The 21,527-nt window shown below is 35.3% G+C and carries 19 protein-coding genes; 8 read left to right on the plus strand and 11 right to left on the minus strand.

Annotation, left to right across the window (positions count from 1 at the left end):
* Positions 1-68: 68 nt before the first annotated feature.
* Genes ATHE_RS02675 through ATHE_RS02690 form a run of 4 tightly spaced genes read left to right on the plus strand, consistent with a single transcriptional unit; the run spans position 69 to position 4,020 of the window.
* A complete protein-coding gene (locus ATHE_RS02675) occupies positions 69-965 on the plus strand; it encodes a DUF2156 domain-containing protein (protein WP_015907123.1) in 897 nt (298 codons plus the stop codon).
* Between the two features lie 56 nt (positions 966-1,021).
* Positions 1,022-2,023, plus strand: a complete 1,002-nt coding sequence (locus tag ATHE_RS02680; RefSeq protein WP_041727051.1) for a CotS family spore coat protein — start codon at positions 1,022-1,024, stop codon at positions 2,021-2,023.
* Positions 2,014-2,982 carry a protein kinase family protein gene (locus ATHE_RS02685; RefSeq protein WP_015907125.1) on the plus strand — a complete coding sequence of 323 codons (969 nt, stop codon included), beginning with the start codon at positions 2,014-2,016 and terminating at the stop codon, positions 2,980-2,982. The genes ATHE_RS02680 and ATHE_RS02685 overlap by 10 nt, the downstream gene beginning before the upstream one ends.
* A gap of 45 nt (positions 2,983-3,027) precedes the next feature.
* On the plus strand, positions 3,028-4,020 hold the full coding sequence (locus ATHE_RS02690) for a CotS family spore coat protein (RefSeq protein WP_015907126.1): 993 nt from the start codon (positions 3,028-3,030) through the stop codon (positions 4,018-4,020).
* Positions 4,021-4,087: 67 nt separating this feature from the next.
* Here ATHE_RS02690 and ATHE_RS02695 read toward each other — a convergent pair whose 3' ends face one another.
* The 3 genes from ATHE_RS02695 to ATHE_RS02705 are packed head-to-tail and all read right to left on the minus strand — an operon-like array spanning position 4,088 to position 6,467.
* Complete coding sequence (locus ATHE_RS02695; RefSeq protein ID WP_015907127.1) at positions 4,088-4,876, minus strand: type III pantothenate kinase; 789 nt, start codon at positions 4,874-4,876, stop codon at positions 4,088-4,090.
* 22 nt (positions 4,877-4,898) lie between these two features.
* A complete protein-coding gene (locus ATHE_RS02700) occupies positions 4,899-5,219 on the minus strand; it encodes a heavy metal-binding domain-containing protein (RefSeq protein WP_013431005.1) in 321 nt (106 codons plus the stop codon).
* Between the two features lie 12 nt (positions 5,220-5,231).
* Complete coding sequence (locus ATHE_RS02705) at positions 5,232-6,467, minus strand: LL-diaminopimelate aminotransferase (protein WP_015907128.1); 1,236 nt, start codon at positions 6,465-6,467, stop codon at positions 5,232-5,234.
* Between the two features lie 329 nt (positions 6,468-6,796).
* Here ATHE_RS02705 and ATHE_RS02710 point away from each other — a divergent pair, with 329 nt between their 5' ends.
* Together ATHE_RS02710 and ATHE_RS02715 are read left to right on the plus strand one after the other, a co-directional pair.
* The gene (locus ATHE_RS02710; protein WP_015907129.1) at positions 6,797-7,471 is read left to right on the plus strand and encodes a 4Fe-4S binding protein; all 675 of its coding nucleotides are present in this window, start codon (positions 6,797-6,799) and stop codon (positions 7,469-7,471) included.
* A 218-nt stretch (positions 7,472-7,689) separates the two neighbouring features.
* Positions 7,690-9,777, plus strand: a complete 2,088-nt coding sequence (locus tag ATHE_RS02715) for a ribonucleoside triphosphate reductase (protein ID WP_015907130.1) — start codon at positions 7,690-7,692, stop codon at positions 9,775-9,777.
* Positions 9,778-9,839: 62 nt separating this feature from the next.
* Here ATHE_RS02715 and ATHE_RS02720 read toward each other — a convergent pair whose 3' ends face one another.
* The 3 genes from ATHE_RS02720 to ATHE_RS02730 form a co-directional block, all read right to left on the minus strand.
* On the minus strand, positions 9,840-10,238 hold the full coding sequence (locus tag ATHE_RS02720; RefSeq protein ID WP_015907131.1) for a hypothetical protein: 399 nt from the start codon (positions 10,236-10,238) through the stop codon (positions 9,840-9,842).
* A gap of 14 nt (positions 10,239-10,252) precedes the next feature.
* Complete coding sequence (locus ATHE_RS02725; protein WP_015907132.1) at positions 10,253-10,702, minus strand: hypothetical protein; 450 nt, start codon at positions 10,700-10,702, stop codon at positions 10,253-10,255.
* Between the two features lie 228 nt (positions 10,703-10,930).
* Complete coding sequence (locus ATHE_RS02730; protein WP_013289825.1) at positions 10,931-11,185, minus strand: DUF4176 domain-containing protein; 255 nt, start codon at positions 11,183-11,185, stop codon at positions 10,931-10,933.
* Between the two features lie 205 nt (positions 11,186-11,390).
* On the opposite strand from ATHE_RS02730, the gene ATHE_RS02735 reads away from it, so the two are divergent.
* On the plus strand, positions 11,391-12,341 hold the full coding sequence (locus ATHE_RS02735) for an ROK family protein (protein WP_015907133.1): 951 nt from the start codon (positions 11,391-11,393) through the stop codon (positions 12,339-12,341).
* A gap of 34 nt (positions 12,342-12,375) precedes the next feature.
* On the plus strand, positions 12,376-13,020 hold the full coding sequence (locus ATHE_RS02740) for an SGNH/GDSL hydrolase family protein (RefSeq protein WP_015907134.1): 645 nt from the start codon (positions 12,376-12,378) through the stop codon (positions 13,018-13,020).
* Positions 13,021-13,091: 71 nt separating this feature from the next.
* Here ATHE_RS02740 and ATHE_RS02745 read toward each other — a convergent pair whose 3' ends face one another.
* Genes ATHE_RS02745 through glgB form a run of 5 tightly spaced genes read right to left on the minus strand, consistent with a single transcriptional unit; the run spans position 13,092 to position 21,322 of the window.
* Entirely contained in the window at positions 13,092-15,554 is a 2,463-nt protein-coding gene (locus tag ATHE_RS02745) for a glycogen/starch/alpha-glucan phosphorylase (RefSeq protein WP_015907135.1), read from the minus strand.
* A 28-nt stretch (positions 15,555-15,582) separates the two neighbouring features.
* Positions 15,583-17,019 (minus strand): glycogen synthase GlgA, encoded by a 1,437-nt coding sequence (gene glgA, locus ATHE_RS02750; protein ID WP_015907136.1) that lies wholly within the window; start codon positions 17,017-17,019, stop codon positions 15,583-15,585.
* Positions 17,016-18,158, minus strand: coding sequence for a glucose-1-phosphate adenylyltransferase subunit GlgD (glgD, locus tag ATHE_RS02755; protein ID WP_015907137.1), 1,143 nt, complete (start codon positions 18,156-18,158; stop codon positions 17,016-17,018). The genes glgA and glgD overlap by 4 nt, the downstream gene beginning before the upstream one ends.
* A gap of 16 nt (positions 18,159-18,174) precedes the next feature.
* Positions 18,175-19,356 carry a glucose-1-phosphate adenylyltransferase gene (locus ATHE_RS02760; RefSeq protein WP_015907138.1) on the minus strand — a complete coding sequence of 394 codons (1,182 nt, stop codon included), beginning with the start codon at positions 19,354-19,356 and terminating at the stop codon, positions 18,175-18,177.
* 13 nt (positions 19,357-19,369) lie between these two features.
* Positions 19,370-21,322 (minus strand): 1,4-alpha-glucan branching protein GlgB, encoded by a 1,953-nt coding sequence (gene glgB / locus ATHE_RS02765; RefSeq protein WP_015907139.1) that lies wholly within the window; start codon positions 21,320-21,322, stop codon positions 19,370-19,372.
* Positions 21,323-21,527 lie beyond the last annotated feature (205 nt).

Raw genomic sequence — 21,527 nt, forward strand, 5'->3', positions numbered from 1 at the left:
CTATATGATATTATATATTTTATTTGTGTTTTATTCAAAACTTTTGTATCGATATGGGGGTAGAAAATATGAAATTTTACAAAATAGACATTTCACACAAAAGCATTTTTGACCAATATTTTGCCGAATTTGAGCCTGAGATTGCTGACCTGACATTTACAAACCTCTTTATGTGGGATCCGTTTTATGATATTCATTTTACTGAGGAAGATGGATTTTTGCTCATCATGGCAAAGCCGTACAATCAGCCACCTTTTTTACATGGACCTGTGGGCAAAGATTTAGACAAACTTCCCATTGTTATTGAAAAAGCCAGAAGTTTTTTTGAATCTGAAGGATATAATTTCATGATAAAAAGAGCTTCTAAAAAGACAATAGATATGCTTTCTGAGTGTAAAATGGAGTTCAAAAGTATTTTTGAAAGAGACCTTTCTGACTATGTTTACAGAGTTGAAGATTTGGTTCAGCTAAAAGGAAAAAAATATCATCCCAAAAAGAATCATATTAACAAGTTTTTAAGACTCTATTCAGAGAGATATGAGTGGAAAAAAATAGATGAAGAAATTGTAAAGCTTTGCTGGGACTTTGAATGTGAATGGTACGAAAAGAGAAATGGGAAGGAGGATATAGGGCTTACATTTGAAAAAATGGCTATAGAAAGGGCTATAAGAAATTTTGAAAAACTTTCTTATGAAGGTATGGTAATTTTTATTGATGGCAGAATAAAAGCCTTCACGTTTGGAGAACCTTTAAATAAAAATACAGTGGTCATACATATAGAAAAGGCAGACCCGGATGTTGAAGGGCTTTATGCTTTTATTAACCAAAAATTCTTAGCAGAGTTTTGGCAGAATTATGAATTTGTAAACCGTGAAGAAGATTTGGGTAAGGAGGGAATAAGGAAGGCAAAGATGTCTTACCATCCATTCAAGTTTGCAGAGAAGTTTACTATTCTTTTTGATTAACACTCACTGCAGACTTGCCATATAATGAAATTGAGCAATGAAAAATGTATATTTTCATGGGAACACCTGAACTTAAGTTAGTTGAAGAGAATTATTATATAAAGATAGATGAAATAAAACAAATAAAATCTAATGCCTATTTTGTGAAGACAAAGGATGGTAAAGAATTTTTTTTGAAGGTCAGTAGAGTTGCCAAAGACTATGTTGATTTTATTATCAAGATTTTTTCACACCTGAAAAATACAAGTTTTAAAAGCCACCTGATTGATTTTCAGAAGACCATTGACGGTGGCTTTTATTTTTTAGATGAAAACAAAAAGGTTTATCTTCTATGTAAGTGGATAGATGGCAGAAGTGCAGATTTCAGAAATGTTTATGACTTGAGAAGAGTAGTTTCAATCTTGTATCACCTTCATTTAGCCTCACTTTCTTTTGCTGAGGAAATAAAAGATAGTTTTTATCCATCTTATCAAGAAGTGTTTTGTAGAAAGTATTCACAAGTTATCCAAATGAAGAATATTATACATCAAAAAGATAATCTTAGCTATTTTGATGAGATATTTTTGAATGTTCTAAGTAGATTTGAAGATAGATTTGTGGAAAGCATACATATGATAAAAAAAATTGAAGACTACTTCAAAGAAGAGAATCAAAAGGTATTAATTCATCATGATCCTGCTCATCACAATTTTATATTTTCTGAAAAAGGTGTATACCTTATCGACTTCGATTATGCGATGGTAGATTATAGTGTACATGACTTTGCAAACCTTGGTGTGAGGGTTTTGAAAACAAATGATTGGGACAGAAATATGTTTAGAATTTATTTAAAATTTCTACAGGATAAAAATATCTTAAATAAATTCTGGTTGCAAACATTTTGGATTTTGATGTATTTCCCGCAAGAGATTTGGCAAATTGGACTTCAGTACTATTTCGAAAAACAACCGTGGACAGAAGAGTATTTTCTCAAAAGACTTAAAGGATCAGAAAGAATACAAGAAGAAAAGGAGATGATAATTAAGGAATTTGCGGGAGGGATTTTTAAATGGCATTGAAACAAAAATTTAAGCTTCACTATGGCTTTGACATAAAAGAGCTCAAGAAGTTCAAAGATGGATATTTATTAAAAACAGGCAAAGAAGAATACCTTTTGAAAAAGACTAAAATGTCGCCAGCAGAAATTGTCTTTATATTTCACTGCCATCAGCATTTAAAAGACAACAGATTTGTCAATTTTGAGAAGATTATTCCCACAAAGGATGGTTGTCCTTATCTGAGAATTGACAAGGTGACATATGTGCTGATAGAACATTTTAAAAAAGAACCGGTTGAACTTTCTGAAAAACAGGTGATCAGCTGTATTGAATTTATAAATTCTTTTCATGCAGCGTCTACCAACTTAAAATCAGCTGTAGGTGCAAGATACAATGTTCAATATGGAAAAGATAGGATTACTGCACGGAATATGTATTCGATGTTCGTTAAGCTGAAAGAAAAACCTCAGCTCATAAAAAATGAAAAGCTGAGAAACATAATTTTGAGGACAATTGACTTAAACATCGAATATGTAAAAAAAGCGTTAGAAATTTTAGAAGATGACAGGTATCTTGAGGTAATATCGCGCAGCATGCAAGAAAATAGATTCATACATGGCAAACTAACTATTTACAACATATACAAATGTTACAGTAAATTAAGACTTGCAAATATGTTTAACTTAGAACTAAATGTGCGTGAAAAGGACATAGCCACGTTTGTGAAAAGCCTGATTAAAATAGATAAAAATTTTGATTTTGAAGAATGTATAAATAAATTTTATGTTACCTCATATGATAATTACAAAAAATGTTTAGTATTGGCTATGATACTTCTGCCATATGAGTATTTCTCTCTTCTAAAAAAAATTATAAGATTTAGAGATTTGGACTGGGCGTCTGAAGAATTTGAAGAAAAATTTACAATTTTATGTGAAAAAGAACAATATAAAGATAAAATTTTAGCCTCCCTGCATTAAAAAAGCTGTGTGATCATATAGTTTTTAGTGGGAGGTGTTTTTGTTATGATTGCTCTGAGAGAGGAGATAACTCAATTTTTTGATATAGAGGTTTTTTATTTTATGCCTATCCGTGACATTTTGGTTCTTTCAACAGACAGAGGTCTTAAGTGTTTTAAAAGAGTAGATTATTCGATAGAAACGCTTTTGTTTATTCACGGGGGCAAAGAACACCTTGTTTCAAGAGGATTTATAGACATTGACAGGTTTAATTTAAGCAAGGAAGGCTTGCCTTATGTTATGTTGGGTGATGAAATCTATGTTCTGACAGACTGGATTGACGCGAGAGAGTGTGAACTTGAAAACCCGATAGAATTGAAAGCTGCGACAGAAAAACTTGCTATGATGCACGAGGCATCTATAGGTTATACAAATGTTCCCGAAGGTGCAAGGGTCAGAGATGATTTGGGAAAACTTTTGACTAAGTTTGAAAAGCGCTGCAATGAATTTTTGCGTATGAGAAAGATGGCAGAGAAAAAAAAGAGCATGTTTGATTACGAGTATTTATTTACATACTCATATTATTTTGATCTTGCAAAGGAAGCGCTTGAAAAACTTAAAAATTCAAATTACTTAAAACTTTGTGATGAGGCAAGAGAAAAAAGAGGATTTATTCACAGAGATTACTCTTACCACAATATTCTCTACACTCACGATGGTGATGTGTATATAATAGACTTTGATTATCTTACCTATGACCTTCGAATAGTTGACCTCACAAGCTTTATGCAAAAGGTGTTAAAAAGGATTCACTGGGACATAAAAACAGGTGAGAGCATCTTGAACTGGTATTCAAATGTATCGCCGCTGAACAAAGACGAGCTTGAACTTGTCTATATAATCCTGCTTTTTCCCTACAGATATTGGAAAACATGCAACAGATATTATAATGGTAAAAAGAGCTGGTCTGAAAAAGCATTTACAAACAAGCTTCATGAAGTTATTGCAGAAAAAGAATTTCACTATGATTTTATTAGGTGGCTTGAAAAACTGATATAAAAAGAAGGGGCAACAAAACCTGCTGTTTTTTTTAAGGTTTTATTGCCCCGTGTTTATTTTAGCATTTTTAAATTGACATCTGTTTGTTTTTATAGTATATTATCCTGAGTCCTTCTAATGTCAAGGTAGGATTTACAATCTGAATTGTTTTTGACTCTTCAGCAATAAGCCTTGCAAGACCACCTGTTGCAACGACCTTTGCATTTATCTCACTCATTTCTTCTTTTATCCTGTTTACCATGTAATCAACAAGACCGACATAACCATAGAGGATACCAGACTGCATAGCATGTACTGTATTTTTGCCAATTACACTTGGTGGCTTTTGAAGTTCTATTCTGTGGAGCCTGCTTGCATGAGAAAAAAGTGCCTCTGCCGAGATTTTAATACCTGGTGCAATTGCACCACCTAAGTATTCTGATTTTCTTGAGAGAGCACAGAAAGTTGTTGCTGTTCCGAAATCAATTATTACTGCTGGACCTCCGTAAAGTTCATTTACCGCAACAGCATTGACAATTCTATCTGAACCAACCTCTTTCGGGTTTTCAGTTTTGATGTTCAGTCCCGTCTTGATGCCTGGACCCACCACCATAGGATTTGTTCCAAAATACTTTTGTATTGCTCTTTCAAACGAATACATAATTGGTGGTACAACAGAAGAAATTATAACATCCATTATTTCAGCTGGGTTTATACCACTGTACAGAAGCATCTGTGTCATAAGTATTCCAAATTCATCTGCAGCCTTTTCTTTATCAGTCTTCATCCTGTAACTCGCTATTAAATCTTTCCCTTTGTAAACACCGAACACAATATTAGTATTGCCAATGTCAACAACTAAAAGTTTATCTTTCATTTTCTCTCACCTATTAAAGAGTTTATTCCACAACAACTGCAGTTCCTGTAACTGAAACCATCAGCATACTTCCATTTGCCCCCAAAACTTCATAGTCTATATCAATTCCAACAACTGCATTTGCACCAAGCATTGCAGCCCTATTTTGAAGTTCTTGCAGAGCTTCTTCTCTTGCCCTTATAAGCTCATTTTCATATGTTCCAGACCTTCCGCCAAATATGTCTGTGATAGAAGCTATAAAGTCTTTTACAAGATTGACTCCTACAATTACTTCACTGCTCACAATTCCTTTATATTCCACAATTTTTTTGCCCTCAATAGAGGGAGTTGTTGTAACAATCATCAAAAAAACCTCCTAAAATTCAAATTCCACATCAGAAAGTCTTTTCTTGAGCTCTTCCATAACTTTTATTTCGTCCTCAGGTGTCTTTGCTTCAAATGTGACAGATAACCTCACAAAATGTCCTGCGTCGTCCCATGGAACTGTTGAGATGCACTTTTCAGTGATTAAGTATTCCGAAAACTCTTCAGCTGTCTCAAACCTTCGGCCATTTTTAATTCCCTTTGGAATCTCAACGTACAAATAGAAAGACCCCTTTGGCTTTTGAGCATCAAAACCAAGATCTCTTAATGTTTTTACAAGAAGGTCATGACGGCGTGAATATTTTTCATTGATTTTCTCAGTGATCTCAGGATGTTCCAGTGCATAAATTCCTGCTTTTTGTATAGCCTTGAACTGACCAGAATCGTTGTTGTCTTTGACAGCTGCGAATGCCTTTACAACAAGCTCATTTCCTGCAACAAATGCAAGTCGCCACCCGGTCATATTGTATGCTTTAGATAGAGAATGAATCTCAACACCAACTTCTTTTGCCCCTTCAACCGACAAGAAGGATAGTGGCTTGTAACCGTCAAACACCAAAGCTGCATATGCTGCATCGTGCACAACTATTATGTTGTTTTCCATTGCGAATTTTACGACCTCTTCAAAAAACTCTTTTGTTGCAACAGCACCGCATGGATTGTTAGGATAGTTCAAATACATAAGTTTTGCCCTTTTTCTTATGTCAGCCGGGATTGATGACAAATCTGGCAGGAAATTATTCTCTTTCAAAAGTGGCACGTTATACACTTCGCCACCAAGCCATTTTGTGATTGTTCCTAAAACAGGGTAGCCTGGTACTGTCATTATTGTTACATCACCAGGGTTTATAAATGCATAGGGCAAAAGTGCTAAGGCTGACTTTGAACCAATTGCATGGTTTACCTCTGTATCAGGGTTAATTCCTTTGACGCCGTACACTCTTTCTAAGTATTTGGCAGCTGCCACTTTAAATTCATAGATTCCATTGTCGGCATACCCTCTGTTTTCATCTTTTCCTGCTTCATAGGCAAGCGTTCCAATTATACCCATGTCAGCTTTTTCATCAGGTTCACCGACACCCATATCAATGAGTTCCATGTCAGGGTGAAGCTCTTTTGCTTTTGCCTTTGCCCTTTTAATCTTTTCAAACTTATAAAGAATGGTTTCTTTACCAAATTTGCTTCCGCCAATTCTCTCTGCAAACATGTTCTGAATAAAGCTTTCCACCAAAAACCCCTCCTTCAAAATTTAGTGTATAGCATTGTTTTATGGTGTTCTGATATGGTTATTCACAATTTGATTGCTGATCCAAGTCGATAAGGTCAAAAATAGATTTAGTGATATTTTAACATAAAACATCAGATTTATGAAAGGGTAATTTAGTTTCGAAATTTACAGCAAAACTAAACTGATTGTGCAATTTAGAAAATTTATTTTTCACATTTATTAGCAAATTTCATAAAGGGCTTCTAATTGACATACAATACATACCCATGGTATAAAAAATGTCTGGATTACATATAACACAAAAGAAAAAAGTGAGGGGGGTATGTGAGATGGAAATACTGGAAAGAAGAGATGAAAAAAGATTGAAGATGGACAAAAGTCACATTGCAAAGATATTTTTGACTTTTGTATTTTTTGGAGTTTTAATAGGCGGACTTTTTTATCCGAAAGTAGGTTTGTTTGCATTTGTGTGCATGATAGGTAGCGTTTTGCTGAGTTTTTACAAAGGAAGGTACTGGTGCTACAGGTTTTGCCCAAGAGGTGTATTTTTAGATGAGTTTATTGCAAAGGCAAGCTTTAATAAAAATATTCCTGCAGTTTTAAAATCAAAGGTTGCAAAAGCATTTATGCTTACATTTTTTGTTGTGATGATGAGTGCGAATGCTATTTTAAGCGGGGGAGATTTAGAGAGATTCACAAAAGGTGTTGTGATGCTTTTATGGGTTACAACTTTGATTGCAATAATTTTGGGAATTTTATTTAGAGCAAGAACATGGTGTGTTTTATGTCCGATGGGAACAGTTAGCGGAGTTGTGGGCAAAAAAAGAGGGATGCTCAAGATAGATGCCCAAAAATGTGTAAGCTGCAAGCTTTGCAACAAAAATTGTCCGATGGAAGTGGAAGTTTGTTATTTCAAGGAAAATGGAAACATTGAAAGTGTAAACTGTATAAAATGCGAAAGCTGCAAATTGGTATGTCCTAAAAACGCAATTGAAATGGTTTGAGTAAAAGGCAGGCACCAATTTTTTAGAATATGCCTGCCTTTTGTTTTTTAAAAAATTTTTTGTTCTCCATTGATTTGGAAATGAGGTTGGAATATAATATATTGTGCTGGATGAAAAATAACGACACAATATATAGTGGTTATTGATTCATTAAAAGGCTTTTGAGTTTTTAGAAACTTTTAAATTCTGAAAAAGCAATTGAAGGGAGAAAGATAGCGATGATTACAAAGGTAATGAAAAGGGATGGGACTATAGTTGACTTTGACAGAAAGAAAATCGAAAATGCTATATTTAAAGCTGCAAAGGCTGTTGGTGGTTCTGACTACTCAATTGCTGAAAAGCTTACAGACCAAGTTATTGAAATCTTAGAGCAAAAATTCGGCTATTCAATTCCGCATGTAGAGGATATTCAGGATATAGTGGAAAAGGTTTTGATAGAAAACGGTCATGCAAAGACAGCAAAGGCTTATATTCTCTACAGAAAACAGCATCAGGATATGAGAGAGTTCAAAAACCTGTTTTTGGACATTGAAAACACAGTTGACCAGTACATTGGCAAGATGGACTGGAGAGTAAATGAAAACAGCAACATGAGCTATTCTCTCCAGGGGCTGAACAACCACATATCAACAGCAGTTATTTCAAAGTACTGGCTAAACAAGATATATCCAAAAGAGGTTGCAGAGGCGCATATAAACGGTGATTTTCATCTTCATGATTTGGGTGTGCTTGGAGTATACTGCTGTGGCTGGGATTTGAGAGACCTTCTTTTGAATGGCTTTACAGGAGTTGAAGGAAAAGTTGCATCAAAGCCTGCAAAACACTTTAGAAGTGCTCTTGGTCAGATTGTAAACTTCTTCTATACACTTCAAGGTGAGGCAGCAGGTGCACAGGCTTTTTCTAACTTTGACACATACCTTGCACCTTTTATATACTACGACAAGCTCACATACTCTGATGTAAAACAGGCTCTGCAAGAGTTTGTGTTCAATACAAACGTGCCAACAAGGGTAGGTTTCCAGAGTCCATTTACAAATATAACCTTGGATTTGGTACCTCCTTCCACTTTAAAGGATGAGCCTGTTATCATTGGCGGGCAGATTATGGACAGGACCTATAAAGAATTTCAGCGCGAGATGGATATGTTCAACATGGCATTTGCTGAGGTTATGATGGAAGGGGACGCAAAAGGGAGAATTTTCTCATTCCCGATTCCAACATACAACATCACAAAGGACTTTGACTGGGACAGCCCAGTCGTAAACAAGATAATGGAGATGACAGCAAAGTATGGTCTTCCTTACTTCAGCAATTTTATAAATTCGGATATGAAACCCGAAGATGCCAGAAGCATGTGTTGCAGATTAAGATTGGATAACCGTGAACTCAGAAAACGTGGTGGAGGTCTTTTTGGTGCAAATCCATTGACTGGTTCTATTGGGGTTGTCACAATTAACCTGCCAAGAATAGGGTATCTTTCAAAATCTGAAGATGAATACTTTGAAAGACTTGCAAGGCTTATGGACATTGCAAAGACAAGCCTTGAGATAAAAAGAGAGGTATTAGAAGATCTTACCAAGAAAGGTTTGTATCCATATTCAAGATTTTATCTGCGCGACATCTATGCACGATTTGGTGAGTACTGGAAGAATCACTTCAACACAATAGGAATTGTTGGAATGCACGAAAGCCTGCTTAACTTCATGGGCGTTGGTATTGATACAAAAGAGGGAAGAGAGTTTGCTATAAAAGTGCTTGACTTTATGAGAGAAAGAATTATAAAGTACCAGGAAGAGACAGGAATTCTTTACAACCTTGAGGCAACACCTGCAGAAGGAACCTCTTACAGGCTTGCAAGAAAAGACAAGCAGATGTTCCCGGACATAATTACATCAGGCAAAGACGAGCCATTTTACACAAACTCAACCCAGCTTCCTGTTGATTACACAGATGATATATTTACAGCTTTGGACCATCAAGAAGAGCTTCAGATTCGCTACACAGGTGGAACTGTTTTACACGGCTTTGTTGGTGAGAAGATTGACGATATTGAGGTTTGCAAAGAGATAGTCAAAAAGATTGCATACAACTATAGAATTCCATACTACACAATAACACCGACATTCTCTGTATGCCCAGACCATGGCTATGTTGCAGGTGAGCACTTTAGCTGTCCAACCTGTGGGAAAGAATGTGAGGTTTACTCAAGAGTTGTGGGCTACTACAGACCTGTTCAGTGCTGGAACAAAGGCAAGCAGGAAGAGTTTAAGTTTAGAAAAGAGTATAAGATTGCTGTGAGAAGGTAAAGATGAAAACTTTACTTTAAAAACAAAGAGAGCTAATCAGATGTGTTTTTTTCACACACTGATTAGCTCTTTTTCATATTTCGACTTTTTATTTTTATATCAATTATGAAGACTGCTGCTATTGATAAAATTATTATGATTATTGCTAACAGAATATAAGCCAACGAGATTTTGGGTTTATAGTTTACTAATACCACTGCTATGATAGCGCAGGCTATAAACCATGATATTTTGGACATATTCCACACTTTAAGTTTAACAGGGATATTTGTAGTAAAATTTTTGACAATGGTTTCAAAAAATAAAATACCGCTTATACTAACAATTAAAAATATTTCAATAAATAACATATTCTTTGAGGTTATTGAAAAATATATTCCAAAGATTAAAAATAGAATTTGTGTTGTCCATACAAATATTCTCAACAATTTTACTATAGCACTTTTGGTCAACCTTCTCAAATTTCTCAGTCTCCTTATGATTTTTGTTTTGTAGATTTTTTGTTTAAGATAAGTCTAAGGATGAGCTTATCTGCTATCAACACCAGATAAAACAACAAACCACTAATTGGGATACCAAAAAGATAAAAGAGATTTTTAGTTTCAGCTGTTTTCAGGATGAAAATTAATGCTGCTGTACAAGAAGAAATTAATAATGCTATTCTAGTTAGTTTCCAATGTCTTGAAAAGTCGGGTTTTGCTTGAATACTAAATTGTTTCCATACTTCCTCAAATCCCTGTCTTCCAATAAGCAATGCTAATTCGGGTAAAAACAAATAGATAACTAAAACGCTTAACATTAATAGTAAACCACCAAATGATTTATTAATAATGGAAAGAATAGTACCCCCGATAAAACCAATAAAAGCTGGAACTAAAGCAAAATATTTAAAAAAAGACTCGAATATCTTGCCAATTAATTTCATAGTATCTCTTCCTTTATAAAGTTATTTTGCAAATTATTTAAATTACCATCTAATATCTATTATTGCGGCACCACCTATCCCAAGAGTTCCACCTAATTTAAACTTAATTCCATTTTTACCAGCCTCGACTTTGAACTCTCCACCTATACCAGCATTTAAAGAACCGCCTACTTCTACAGAAACTCCGCCAATTTTGACTCCAATGGTGTTTTTCCAATCAATCCTCCCTTATTTTAGCATTTTTCTAAATTCAATTTCAACTTCATTTTCAAAACCTCTAAATAAAATTTTTTCAATATCTTCATTATTAAAAAAGAAATTAAAGTCGGATGCTATATTGCCTTCAGGCCATAGGCATCCTACATAATCAAATTCCTTTTGGGTTTTTACATTAATTTGTTTTCTACCAAAAATCATTAAAGGTTTACTACCATTTTTAAGAATAACAACACTTCCTAATGGTAGCCACTTTTCTATTTTCATTCACCCCACTTTTATGTAATAAATTTCTTTGTTTTCATAATATCAAAAAAAAAACAATTCGTGTAGCTAACAAAAAATATTTAATTTTTATGCAAACTTATTATGCAAAATATCTAAAAATAAAGACTAAAAAGTCTATTTTACTTAATCTCTTTTTGTTGATATAATAAAATCAAAATCTTAAGAATTGGAAAGGAGAGAGAAAGTGTATTACATAGGAATTGACTTGGGAGGAACAAACATTGCAGCAGGAATTGTGGATGAAGAAGGGAAGATTATAAAAAAAGGTTCTGTGCCAACAGGAGCGCACAGACATTATACAGAGATTATGAAGGATATGGCAGAGCTTTCTTTAAATCTTGTAAAGGAATGTGGACTTACACTTGATGATATTCATTCTGTTGGAATTGGAAGTCCAGGTGCACCTGACAATGAAAAGGGCATGATTCTTTACAGCAACAATATTGCGTTTTTGAATGTCCCTATGAGAGAAGAGATACAAAAATACATTCCAAAGCCTGTTAACATAGAAAACGATGCAAACTGTGCAGCATATGGCGAGTATATAGCAGGCGGTGCAAAAGGCACAAGGATTTCGGTAACAATAACTCTTGGCACGGGAATTGGTGGTGGAATTATAATTGATGGTAAGATTTACACAGGTTCGCACCATGCAGGTGCTGAGCTTGGGCATATGGTGATTTGTGTTGACGGTGAGCAGTGCACATGTGGCCGAAAAGGGTGCTGGGAAGCGTATGCGTCTGCAACAGCTCTTATTCGTATGACAAGAGAGGCTGCAGCAAGAAATATCAATGGTACTATCATGAAACTTGTAAATGGCGATATTTCAAAGATTGATGCAAAAACAGCTTTTGACGCAAAGCGAATGGGAGACAGCACTGGTACAGCAATTGTTGACAGGTATGTAAAATACCTTGCTGAAGGCCTTGCAAACATCTGCAATATATTTGAACCCGAAGTTATATGTATTGGCGGTGGAGTTAGCAAAGAAGGAGAGTATCTTTTAGAGCCTGTGAGAAGGCTTGTATATGAAAAATTCTACTGCAAACAGGTTCCAATGCCCAAAATCATTCCTGCCGTTTTGGGCAATGATGCTGGTATAATTGGGGCTGCGCTTTTAGCAAAGCAGCTGTGAAATGTAAAATTACAAAAGAAGGTGGGCAACAAAAATGAAGATTGAAAATGGAAGCAAACTTCTTTTCATAGGCGATTCAATTACAGACTGCGGCAGAGCAAGACCAGTTGGTGAAGGGCTACATTGGAATAATTTGGGGAATGGGTATGTTTCTCTTGTACAAGCTCAGCTTCTTTCAAAGTATCCTGAGAGCAAAATAAGAGTTATAAACATGGGTGTTGGTGGAGATACTGTAAGGCATCTCAAAGCGCGTTGGCAGAAAGATGTTTTAGATTTAAAGCCTGACTGGCTTTCTATCATGATAGGTATAAATGATGTTTGGAGACAGTTTGACAACCCTCTAATTCCTGAATGTCATGTATATTTAGACGAATATGTTTCAACATTAAACCAATTGATAGAAGAAGCAAAGCCAACTTTAAAAGGACTTGTTTTGATGTCGCCGTTTATAATTGATGATAACAAGAATGATGCTATGCGAAAGAGAATGGATGAGTACAGATTTGCAATGAAAGAAATAGCTCAAAAACATAGTGCAATATTTGTTGATGTTCAGGAAGCTTTTGATGAATTCTTAAAATACTATCATTCATATGCACTTGCGCTTGACAGAATTCATCCAAATCTCACAGGCCATATGATTATAGCCAATGCGTTTTTAAAAGCTATAGAGTTTTAAATAAACAAAAAAGGCAGGCCCATTAGAACTTTGAATTTTTTGCCTGCCTTTTTTTAAGTTTTTATGCAAGTTTAGTCTGGAATTTCAACCCTTTTTATATGCCAAATTTCATCAGCATACTTTTGAATGGTATTATCACTTGAAAAAATTCCAGATGCTCCTATGTTGATTATCATCATTTTTCGCCAGCGTTTGGTGTTTCTGTAGAGCTTATCAATTTTCATTTGAGCTTCGTGGTAAGAATCAAAATCTTTCAGCACAAAGTATTCATCGTTGTATGTTATCAGGTGATTGTAGATATCCATAAACTCACCAGGTGGCACATCAAAAAAGTTTCCGATTAACTGGTCAATGAGCCTTCTGATTCTCAAATCTTTTTGATAAAGCTGGCTACTACTATACCCGCCATTTTTGTAGTAGTCCAAAACCTCTTCAGCCAAAAGTCCGAAAATGACAATGTTCTCGTCACCCACAGCTTCTTTTATTTCTACATTTGCACCATCTAAGGTTCCAATGGTAATTGCACCGTTCATCATAAACTTCATGTTGCCTGTACCAGACGCTTCTTTTGAGGCTGTTGAGATTTGCTCTGACACATCAGCTGCAGGGATAATCTTTTCAGCTAAAGACACACAGTAGTTTTCCAGAAACACCACTTTGAGCTTGTCTTTTACATCTGGGTCTTTGTTGACTTTATCTGCAATTGAGTTTATAAGCTTTATAATCTTTTTTGCAAGTATATAACCTGGTGCTGCCTTTGCTGCAAAGATAAAGGTTCGTGGATAAATATCCAAGCTGGGATTTTCTTTTAGCATATTGTAAAGATGCAAAATATGAAGAGCGTTCAAAAGCTGGCGTTTGTAAGCATGGAGTCTTTTTGCCTGCACATCAAATATTGAACGCGGGTCAACCACGATGTTGTATTTTTCTTTTATATACTTGGCAAGTTTGACCTTGTTGTTAAATTTAATATTCGCAACAAGCTCCTGTGTTAGCTTATCTTCTGCAAAATCTTTGAATCTGAGCATGAGCATAGGATCTTTTATCCACCTGTCTGTCTGCAAAGTTTCAGAGATAAGCCTTGCCAAATCTGGGTTTGCTTCAACAAGCCATCTTCTGTGTGTAATACCATTTGTTTTGCTGTTAAACTTTTCAGGGTATATAGTGTAAAAACATTTCAAAACTTCATTCTTTAAAATTTCAGTGTGAAGTTTTGAAACCCCATTTACAGAGCTGCTACCAATAACAGCCAAGTGCGCCATGTTTATTTGACCATCATGGATAATGGCTACATTGCATACTTTTTGCCAGTCACCGCCAGTACGTTCAAGCATTTCACTGCAGAATCTTCTATTTATCTCTTCGATTATCGTATATATCCTTGGAAGAAGAGTTTTTACCATATCAATTGGCCACTTTTCAAGAGCTTCTACCATTATAGTATGATTTGTGTATGCAACAGTTTTTGTTGTGATATTCCATGCATCTTCCCATGGAAGTCCCTCTTCGTCGATTAGTATCCTCATAAGTTCTGGTATAACAAGTGCTGGGTGTGTGTCGTTGATTTGAATCATTACATAGTTTGGAAGCTCATAAATTGGTTTTCTACGTTTTTTAAATGTCCTTATTATACTCTGAACACCGGCTGATACAAAAAAGTATTCCTGCTTGAGCCTCAAAATCCTGTTTTGCTCATTTGTATCATCAGGATACAGGACTTGAGTGATGGACTGAACCATATACCTGTATTCCACAGCCTTTATATAATTCCCTCTCGAAAACGAAGCAAAGTCAAACACATTTTCAAATGGTTCTGCACTCCAAAGCCTCAAAGTGTTGACAGTGTTGCAACCATAACCTATTATAGGAATATCATAAGGTATTGCCCATACAGGTTCATAGTTTTCATGGAAGGCTTTTAGTTTTCCATCAACAATGTCGAATCGGACTGTTCCACCAAACTTTACGATGCAGGCTCTGTCGCTTCTTTTTACCTCCCACACATACTCTTCTGCAAGCCAGTTGTCGGGTACTTCAACCTGATACCCGTTTTGAATTTTTTGTTCAAAAAGACCGTAGCGGTATCTTATTCCATTTCCATGACCAGGTAGACCCATTGATGCCATAGAATCTAAAAAACATGCAGCAAGTCTGCCAAGACCGCCGTTTCCAAGTCCTGGTTCTCTTTCTGCCTCTTCAATCTCTTCAAGAGTTATGCCAAGTTCACTCAAAGCTTCTCTGCATACATCACGAATCCCTAAGTTTATAAGATTGTTAACAAGAAGTTTACCAAGAAGGAACTCTATCGAAAAATAATACACCTGTTTTACATCGTTTTGCTTGTAATACTTGTTTGTCTGAAGCCATCTTTCGAAAGAATATTCTTTTATAACCTCGCCAAGAGCAAGATATTGCTGATAAGTTGTTGCTTCTTTTGGATCAATTGCAAAGAGGGATATAATCTTTCGCTGAAAATCCTGCTTTATTTTTTCTTTAAGTTCTTCTTTTGAAAGACCCTTAATTCCACCTATCATAAAAAATTATCCTCCTGAGTCTAAATTTTTATGAATTTAAAAGGCTTTCATAAACCTTTTGATATTCATAGGCTGAAGCATTCCACGAATTGTCTTGTGTCATTGCCTGATGGACAATATTTCTCCACTGATTTTTATCATTATATATTGAAAGTGCATATTTTATAGTGGCAAAAAGCTCTGCAGGGTCATAGTTTGCAAACGAAAATCCCCAACCCTCACCTGTAAACTGATTATAAGGTTTTACTGTATCTTTAAGTCCACCTGTCTCTCTGACAATCGGCACACTTCCATATCTCATTGCAATGAGCTGAGATATTCCACAAGGTTCTGTTAAAGATGGCATAAGATACATGTCAGAACCGGCATAAATTTTTCGTGCAAGTTCTTCGCTATAACAAATATTTGCCGAAACCTTTGAAGGAAACGCTCCTGCATATTGTTTTAGCATTTGTTCATAATGATAGTCACCAGCACCCAAGATTACAAGCTGAACTGGTAATGTCAAAAGCTTATTTATAATTCTTTCTATAAGCTCAATTCCTTTTTCTTTTGTTAACCTTGAAACCATACCAATCAGAACAATCTCGTCTGAAACAGGAAGGTTTAGCATTTGCTGAAGTCTAAATTTGTTCTCTTTTTTTCTATTTTCAAATGTATTAGAATCATAATTTACAAATATTAACTTATCTGTTGCAGGATTGTAAACTTCATAGTCAATTCCGTTAATAATGCCTATTAATTTTTCTCCAATCCCAGACAAAAGTCCGTGTAGTCCTTCGCCGTAAGAAAGTGTTCTTACTTCGTTTGCATATGTCCTGCTCACAGTTACGACCTTATCAGAGTATATTATACCGCCTTTTAAAAATGATATAGCATCATAGAATTTTAGCTTATCTTCAGAAAAATACTCATCCGGCAGTGAAAGAAGGTCATACATAACTTCTTTTGGGAAAATACCTTGGTACTTAAGATTGTGTATTGTCAAAATGGTTTTTATTTTATTATGTTTATCTGAATGTCCGTAATGAGCTTTAAGTAAGACAGGTATAACGCTTGTGTGCCAATCATTTACATGAATTATATCCACATCAAAGTCAAGATGATACACTGCTTCACATACAGCCCTTGAAAAAAAGGAAAATCTTTCTCCATCATCATAATATCCATAATATCCAGGTCTTTTAAAATAGTATTCATTGTCAACAAAATAAAATGGTACACCATCTAAATTTAGGTATTCTATTCCACAATATTGATTTCGCCATCCAACAGGTACAGTGAAATGACATATATGTTTCATCTTTGTTGTAAAATCAGGATGTATATCACTATATTTTGGCATAATGACTCTTATATCAACACCAAGGTTTCTTAATGCCTTTGGCAAAGAATATGCTACATCAGCAAGGCCTCCGCTTTTAGCAAAAGGAAATGCCTCAGACACTGCAAATAAAATTTTCATATTCTTTTCACCTCTTTTAACTGACTGAAATTAATAAAGCTTTGTTTTTCCATCACGAGGGGATTTTTGTTGTGCCCAATGAGTGTAGTATTTTCATCTATTATTACGTTTTTATCTAAAATCACATTTTTCAATATAGTGCCTCTTTTAATAACGCATTTTGAAAATATTATACTGTTTTCAACAATTGCATCTTTTTCTATTACAACTCCTCTTGAAATTATGCTATTTTTTACCTTGCCTGCAATCAGGCATCCGTTCGACACAAATGAGTTTTCAACCTCACATGTGGAAAAATACCTTGTTGGTGGTGAGTCGTTGGACTTTGTATAAATAGGTCTTTCCTCTGAAAAAAGTTCACGTTGAATATCAACATTTAACATGTCCATTGATACTTTAAAGTATGAGGAGATGGAGTTTATGCATCCTACATATCCTTTAAACTCATAAGCTTTTACATTAATATTCTGGACATTTTTGTAGATAAAATCTCTAAATGTTGTACAGTTACCATTTTCAAGACATGTCATAATGCACTCAATCAAGAATTCTTTACTAAGCACAAACATATCCAAAGATATATTTACAGCTGTGCGCCTTCCTATGTTTTTTCCGACTCCAATTACATTTGAGTTTTGGTCAACCATGATTGTTGAAAGATCCAAAAAAAGTTCATCTTCATTGGTAACCTTCTTATATACAACTGTTACATCTGCACCACTTTCTTCATGAAACCTTGCTACATCTTCAAAATCAATATTGCAAATCATATATGATGAAGCAAAAATTACCATTTCCTTTCTACTACGAAGTAAGAATTCTATATTACTTTTCAAAAGTTTTATGTCACTTATGGAAGGCGGTTCATATGAATAATTGAAAATGTAAAGACCGTCAACCTTGCGGTTTAGGTCCCAGGGTTTGCCTGTTCCAACATGGTCTATCAAGGACCTGGACTTGGTGGGAGCCAAAATACCCACGTTTGTGATGCCTGCGTTGACAAGATTTGAAAGCACAAAATCAATAACCCTGTATCTGCCGAATATAGGAATTGACGCTAAAGGTCTTGTTGCTGTTAGACTTTTAAGTTTACTATCATTTTCTGTAAGGCTTACAATACCTAAATAATTTGTAAGCATTTTTATCTCCTCCACTTTATTGTTCTGAAATTATGATGTCAGAAGTTACCTTTTTGTTTTCAGGAACAACTGCAATTTTTCCTGTTTTTCCAATAACTTTACAACCTTTTGTAACTCTTGCCCCTGAACACACAATTGCATTTTCAACCACAGCACCATCTTCGATGAAGACATTGCTAAGTAAAACAGAGCTTACAACTTTGGCATTTTGGCCTACGTACACGTTGTATGACAAAACTGAATTGTAAACCTCACCCCAGATGCTGCAACCTTCTACTACCATCGACTTTTTGACCTTTGCACAAGGGGCTATGTACTGAGGTGGATATGCAATTGATGATGTATAAACCTTTGTCTCTTCATTGTACAAATCTAATATGCAACTTGGTTCATCTAATTTACACTCTTCATTCAAAAGGTCCATATTTGCCTCCCAGTAAGACTCAACCGTCCCCACATCCTTCCAGTAACCTTTGAACCTGTATGCAAATAATTTTTCACCGCCTTTTAACATCTTGGGAATTATGTTTTTTCCAAAATCATGTGCAGATTCCTCGTCTTTTGCATCTTCTTTCAAATATTTCCTTAATTTGTCCCAGTTAAAGATGTATATGCCCATTGATGCAAGATTGTTTTTTGGATGTTTTGGTTTTTCTTCAAACTCATATATTCTACCATCTTCTTTTGTATTCATAATTCCGAATCTTGAAGCTTCCTTAATAGGAACTTCAATGCATGCAATTGTCACATCAGCTTTTTTTTCCTTGTGGAATTTAAACATCTCTTGATAGTCCATGGTATAGATATGGTCGCCAGACAGTACTAAAATATACTCAGGTGAAAACAGCTCCACAAAGCTCATATTTTGGTAGATACTATCTGCAGTGCCTTTATACCAATTTCCGCCACTGTCATTTGTATGAGGTGGCAGGAGGTATACACCTCCTTTTGTGCGGTCCAAATCCCATGCAGTTCCAGTTCCGATATGACAGTGCAATGTAAAGGGTTGATACTGAGTAAGAACGCCAACAACGTCGATTGATGAGTTTGCACAGTTGCTTAAAGTAAAGTCAATAATCCGATACTTTCCCCCAAACTCTACAGCAGGCTTTGCATTTGTTTTGGTGAGGTCTTTTAGCCTACTTCCTTGTCCGCCAGCCAAAATCATTGCTATAATCTCACGCTTGGGACCGTTCATTTTAATCACCACCCTATATCTGAATATTGTTGTCATTTTGATTCTTTTCTTCTTGAGCATTGAAAAATTCAATTGGCTTGAAAATCAAACACGAAAGTGCAGGAAGCCTAAATTCTATACACTGGTTATACCCATGCCACACTTCATCAATTGTTTTAAGTTTTTCTGTGTTTACTATATTATTACCACCAAATTCAGCTTTATCACTGTTAAATACTTCCAGATAAATGCCTTTTTTTGGCACGCCTATTTTGTAATTTTCATATGAAGCAAGACTAAAGTTACAAATGACAACAAGGTAATCATCAGGTTCTTTGGAAATTCTCAAGTATGATATGACACTTTGCTCCCAGTTGTGAACATCTATCCATCTAAAACCATTCATTTTATGGTCAAGCTCCCACAAAGCTTTGTTTTCTAAGTAAAATCTGTTTAAACTTTTAACATAGTGCTGAAGCATGCGGTGCATGGGGTAGTCCAAAAGTAGCCAGTCAAGCGAAGCATAAAATCTCCATTCAATGAACTGACCAAACTCACCACCCATGAAAAGGAGCTTTTTGCCCGGATGAGTGTACATATAACCGTAAAGAAGTCTTAGGTTTGCAAATTTTTGATTGTAATCACCTGGCATTTTGTCAAGCAAAGATTTTTTTCCATGGACAACCTCGTCGTGTGAAAACGGCAGAATAAAGTTTTCAGAAAATGCATACATTATAGAAAATGTCAAAAGATTGTGATGCTGTTTTCTCTCATCTGGGTGTTTTTGCATGTACTTTAAGGTGTCGTTCATCCATCCCATGTTCCACTTGTAATTAAAGCCAAGCCCTCCATCGTATGTTGGATATGTGACCAGAGGAAATGCAGTTGACTCTTCGGCAATCATCAGGACATTTGGATATTTTGAGAATATTGCCTTGTTAAGCTTTTTTATAAATTCAATTCCTTCTATGTTTTCATGTCCGCCATACCTGTTTTTCTGGTTGTTGTTCATATAGATGATGTGAGAAACAGCATCTACCCTTATTCCGTCAATGTGATAAACATCAAACCAAAACATGGCGCTTGAGATAAGAAAGCTTTGAACCTGGGGTTTTGCGAAGTCAAATGTGGCTGTACCCCATGTGTAGTTTTCTCTCAAAAGTTCATCCTCATATTCATATAAAAATGTTCCGTCAAACCTATAAAGTCCATGCTCATCTTTGCAAAAATGAGCTGGCACCCAGTCAACTATTACTCCAATTCCATTTTGGTGCATATAGTCAACAAAATACATAAAATCCTCAATACTACCATAACGTGATGTGAGAGAAAAGTAACCTGTTGGCTGGTAACCCCATGACATGTCAAGAGGATGTTCTAAAACTGGCAGAAGTTCAATGTAATTATAATTCATTTCTTTTATGTAGTCTACCAGCATGTGAGCAAGTTCACGATAGTTATAAAACTCGCCAGCCTTCTCTATGCTTCCATCCTTTTTCATTTTCCATGATGCAAGATGAACCTCATAGATATTGATGGGCTTGTCATATGGTGGAGTCGTTTTTCTTTTTTCCATCCATTCCTGGTCATGCCATTCATAGTCCGGGATGTTTTTGACAATTGATGCTGTATTGGGACGTTTCTCAGAATAGATTGCATACGGGTCAGCTTTTAAAACCCTTTTCCCATCAGCACCAATAATTTCATATTTGTAGAGCTCTCCTTCACCAATGCCCTCTACAAATAGCCACCAAAATCCGCTTCCATAAACTCTCATCATCTTATGGTTTTCACCGCGCCAATTATTAAAATTTCCAACAACAGATACGCTTTTAGCATTTGGTGCCCACACACAGAAAACTGTTCCAACCTTGCCTCTGTAGTTTACAACCTTGCTTCCCAAGAACTTATAACTTTCAAAATGCTCTCCTGATTCAAATTTTTTTATATCAGATAGATAAATAGTAGATTTTACTTTTTTTATCATATTTGGCACCCCCATTAGAGCTTATATTATAGAAAAGAGAAATGTTTACAAAATTTAAATAAGTGTTAGTAGAAAATACTGTGAGCAATTTTATCAAAACAGAGACTAATAAGTTATAAAAAACATACAAAACACAAATTCAATTATAACATTATTGTAAAATTAAAGCAACAAAAATTTTTTTCTTTAAGATACTTAATACCCA

The sequence above is a fragment of the Caldicellulosiruptor bescii DSM 6725 genome, assembly GCF_000022325.1.
Taxonomy (GTDB): Bacteria; Bacillota; Thermoanaerobacteria; order Caldicellulosiruptorales; family Caldicellulosiruptoraceae; genus Caldicellulosiruptor; species Caldicellulosiruptor bescii.

Bases quoted from the DNA above. Each gene is read 5' to 3' on its own strand.
- ATHE_RS02675 (WP_015907123.1), top strand. From the start codon at position 69: ATGAAATTTTACAAAATAGACATTTCACACAAAAGCATTTTTGACCAA.
- ATHE_RS02680 (WP_041727051.1), top strand. From the start codon at position 1,022: ATGGGAACACCTGAACTTAAGTTAGTTGAAGAGAATTATTATATAAAG.
- ATHE_RS02685 (WP_015907125.1), top strand. From the start codon at position 2,014: ATGGCATTGAAACAAAAATTTAAGCTTCACTATGGCTTTGACATAAAA.
- ATHE_RS02690 (WP_015907126.1), top strand. From the start codon at position 3,028: ATGATTGCTCTGAGAGAGGAGATAACTCAATTTTTTGATATAGAGGTT.
- ATHE_RS02695 (WP_015907127.1), bottom strand. From the start codon at position 4,876: ATGAAAGATAAACTTTTAGTTGTTGACATTGGCAATACTAATATTGTG.
- ATHE_RS02700 (WP_013431005.1), bottom strand. From the start codon at position 5,219: ATGATTGTTACAACAACTCCCTCTATTGAGGGCAAAAAAATTGTGGAA.
- ATHE_RS02710 (WP_015907129.1), top strand. From the start codon at position 6,797: ATGGAAATACTGGAAAGAAGAGATGAAAAAAGATTGAAGATGGACAAA.
- ATHE_RS02715 (WP_015907130.1), top strand. From the start codon at position 7,690: ATGATTACAAAGGTAATGAAAAGGGATGGGACTATAGTTGACTTTGAC.
- ATHE_RS02725 (WP_015907132.1), bottom strand. From the start codon at position 10,702: ATGAAATTAATTGGCAAGATATTCGAGTCTTTTTTTAAATATTTTGCT.
- ATHE_RS02730 (WP_013289825.1), bottom strand. From the start codon at position 11,185: ATGAAAATAGAAAAGTGGCTACCATTAGGAAGTGTTGTTATTCTTAAA.
- ATHE_RS02740 (WP_015907134.1), top strand. From the start codon at position 12,376: ATGAAGATTGAAAATGGAAGCAAACTTCTTTTCATAGGCGATTCAATT.
- ATHE_RS02745 (WP_015907135.1), bottom strand. From the start codon at position 15,554: ATGATAGGTGGAATTAAGGGTCTTTCAAAAGAAGAACTTAAAGAAAAA.
- glgA (WP_015907136.1), bottom strand. From the start codon at position 17,019: ATGAAAATTTTATTTGCAGTGTCTGAGGCATTTCCTTTTGCTAAAAGC.
- glgD (WP_015907137.1), bottom strand. From the start codon at position 18,158: ATGCTTACAAATTATTTAGGTATTGTAAGCCTTACAGAAAATGATAGT.
- ATHE_RS02760 (WP_015907138.1), bottom strand. From the start codon at position 19,356: ATGAACGGTCCCAAGCGTGAGATTATAGCAATGATTTTGGCTGGCGGA.
- glgB (WP_015907139.1), bottom strand. From the start codon at position 21,322: ATGATAAAAAAAGTAAAATCTACTATTTATCTATCTGATATAAAAAAA.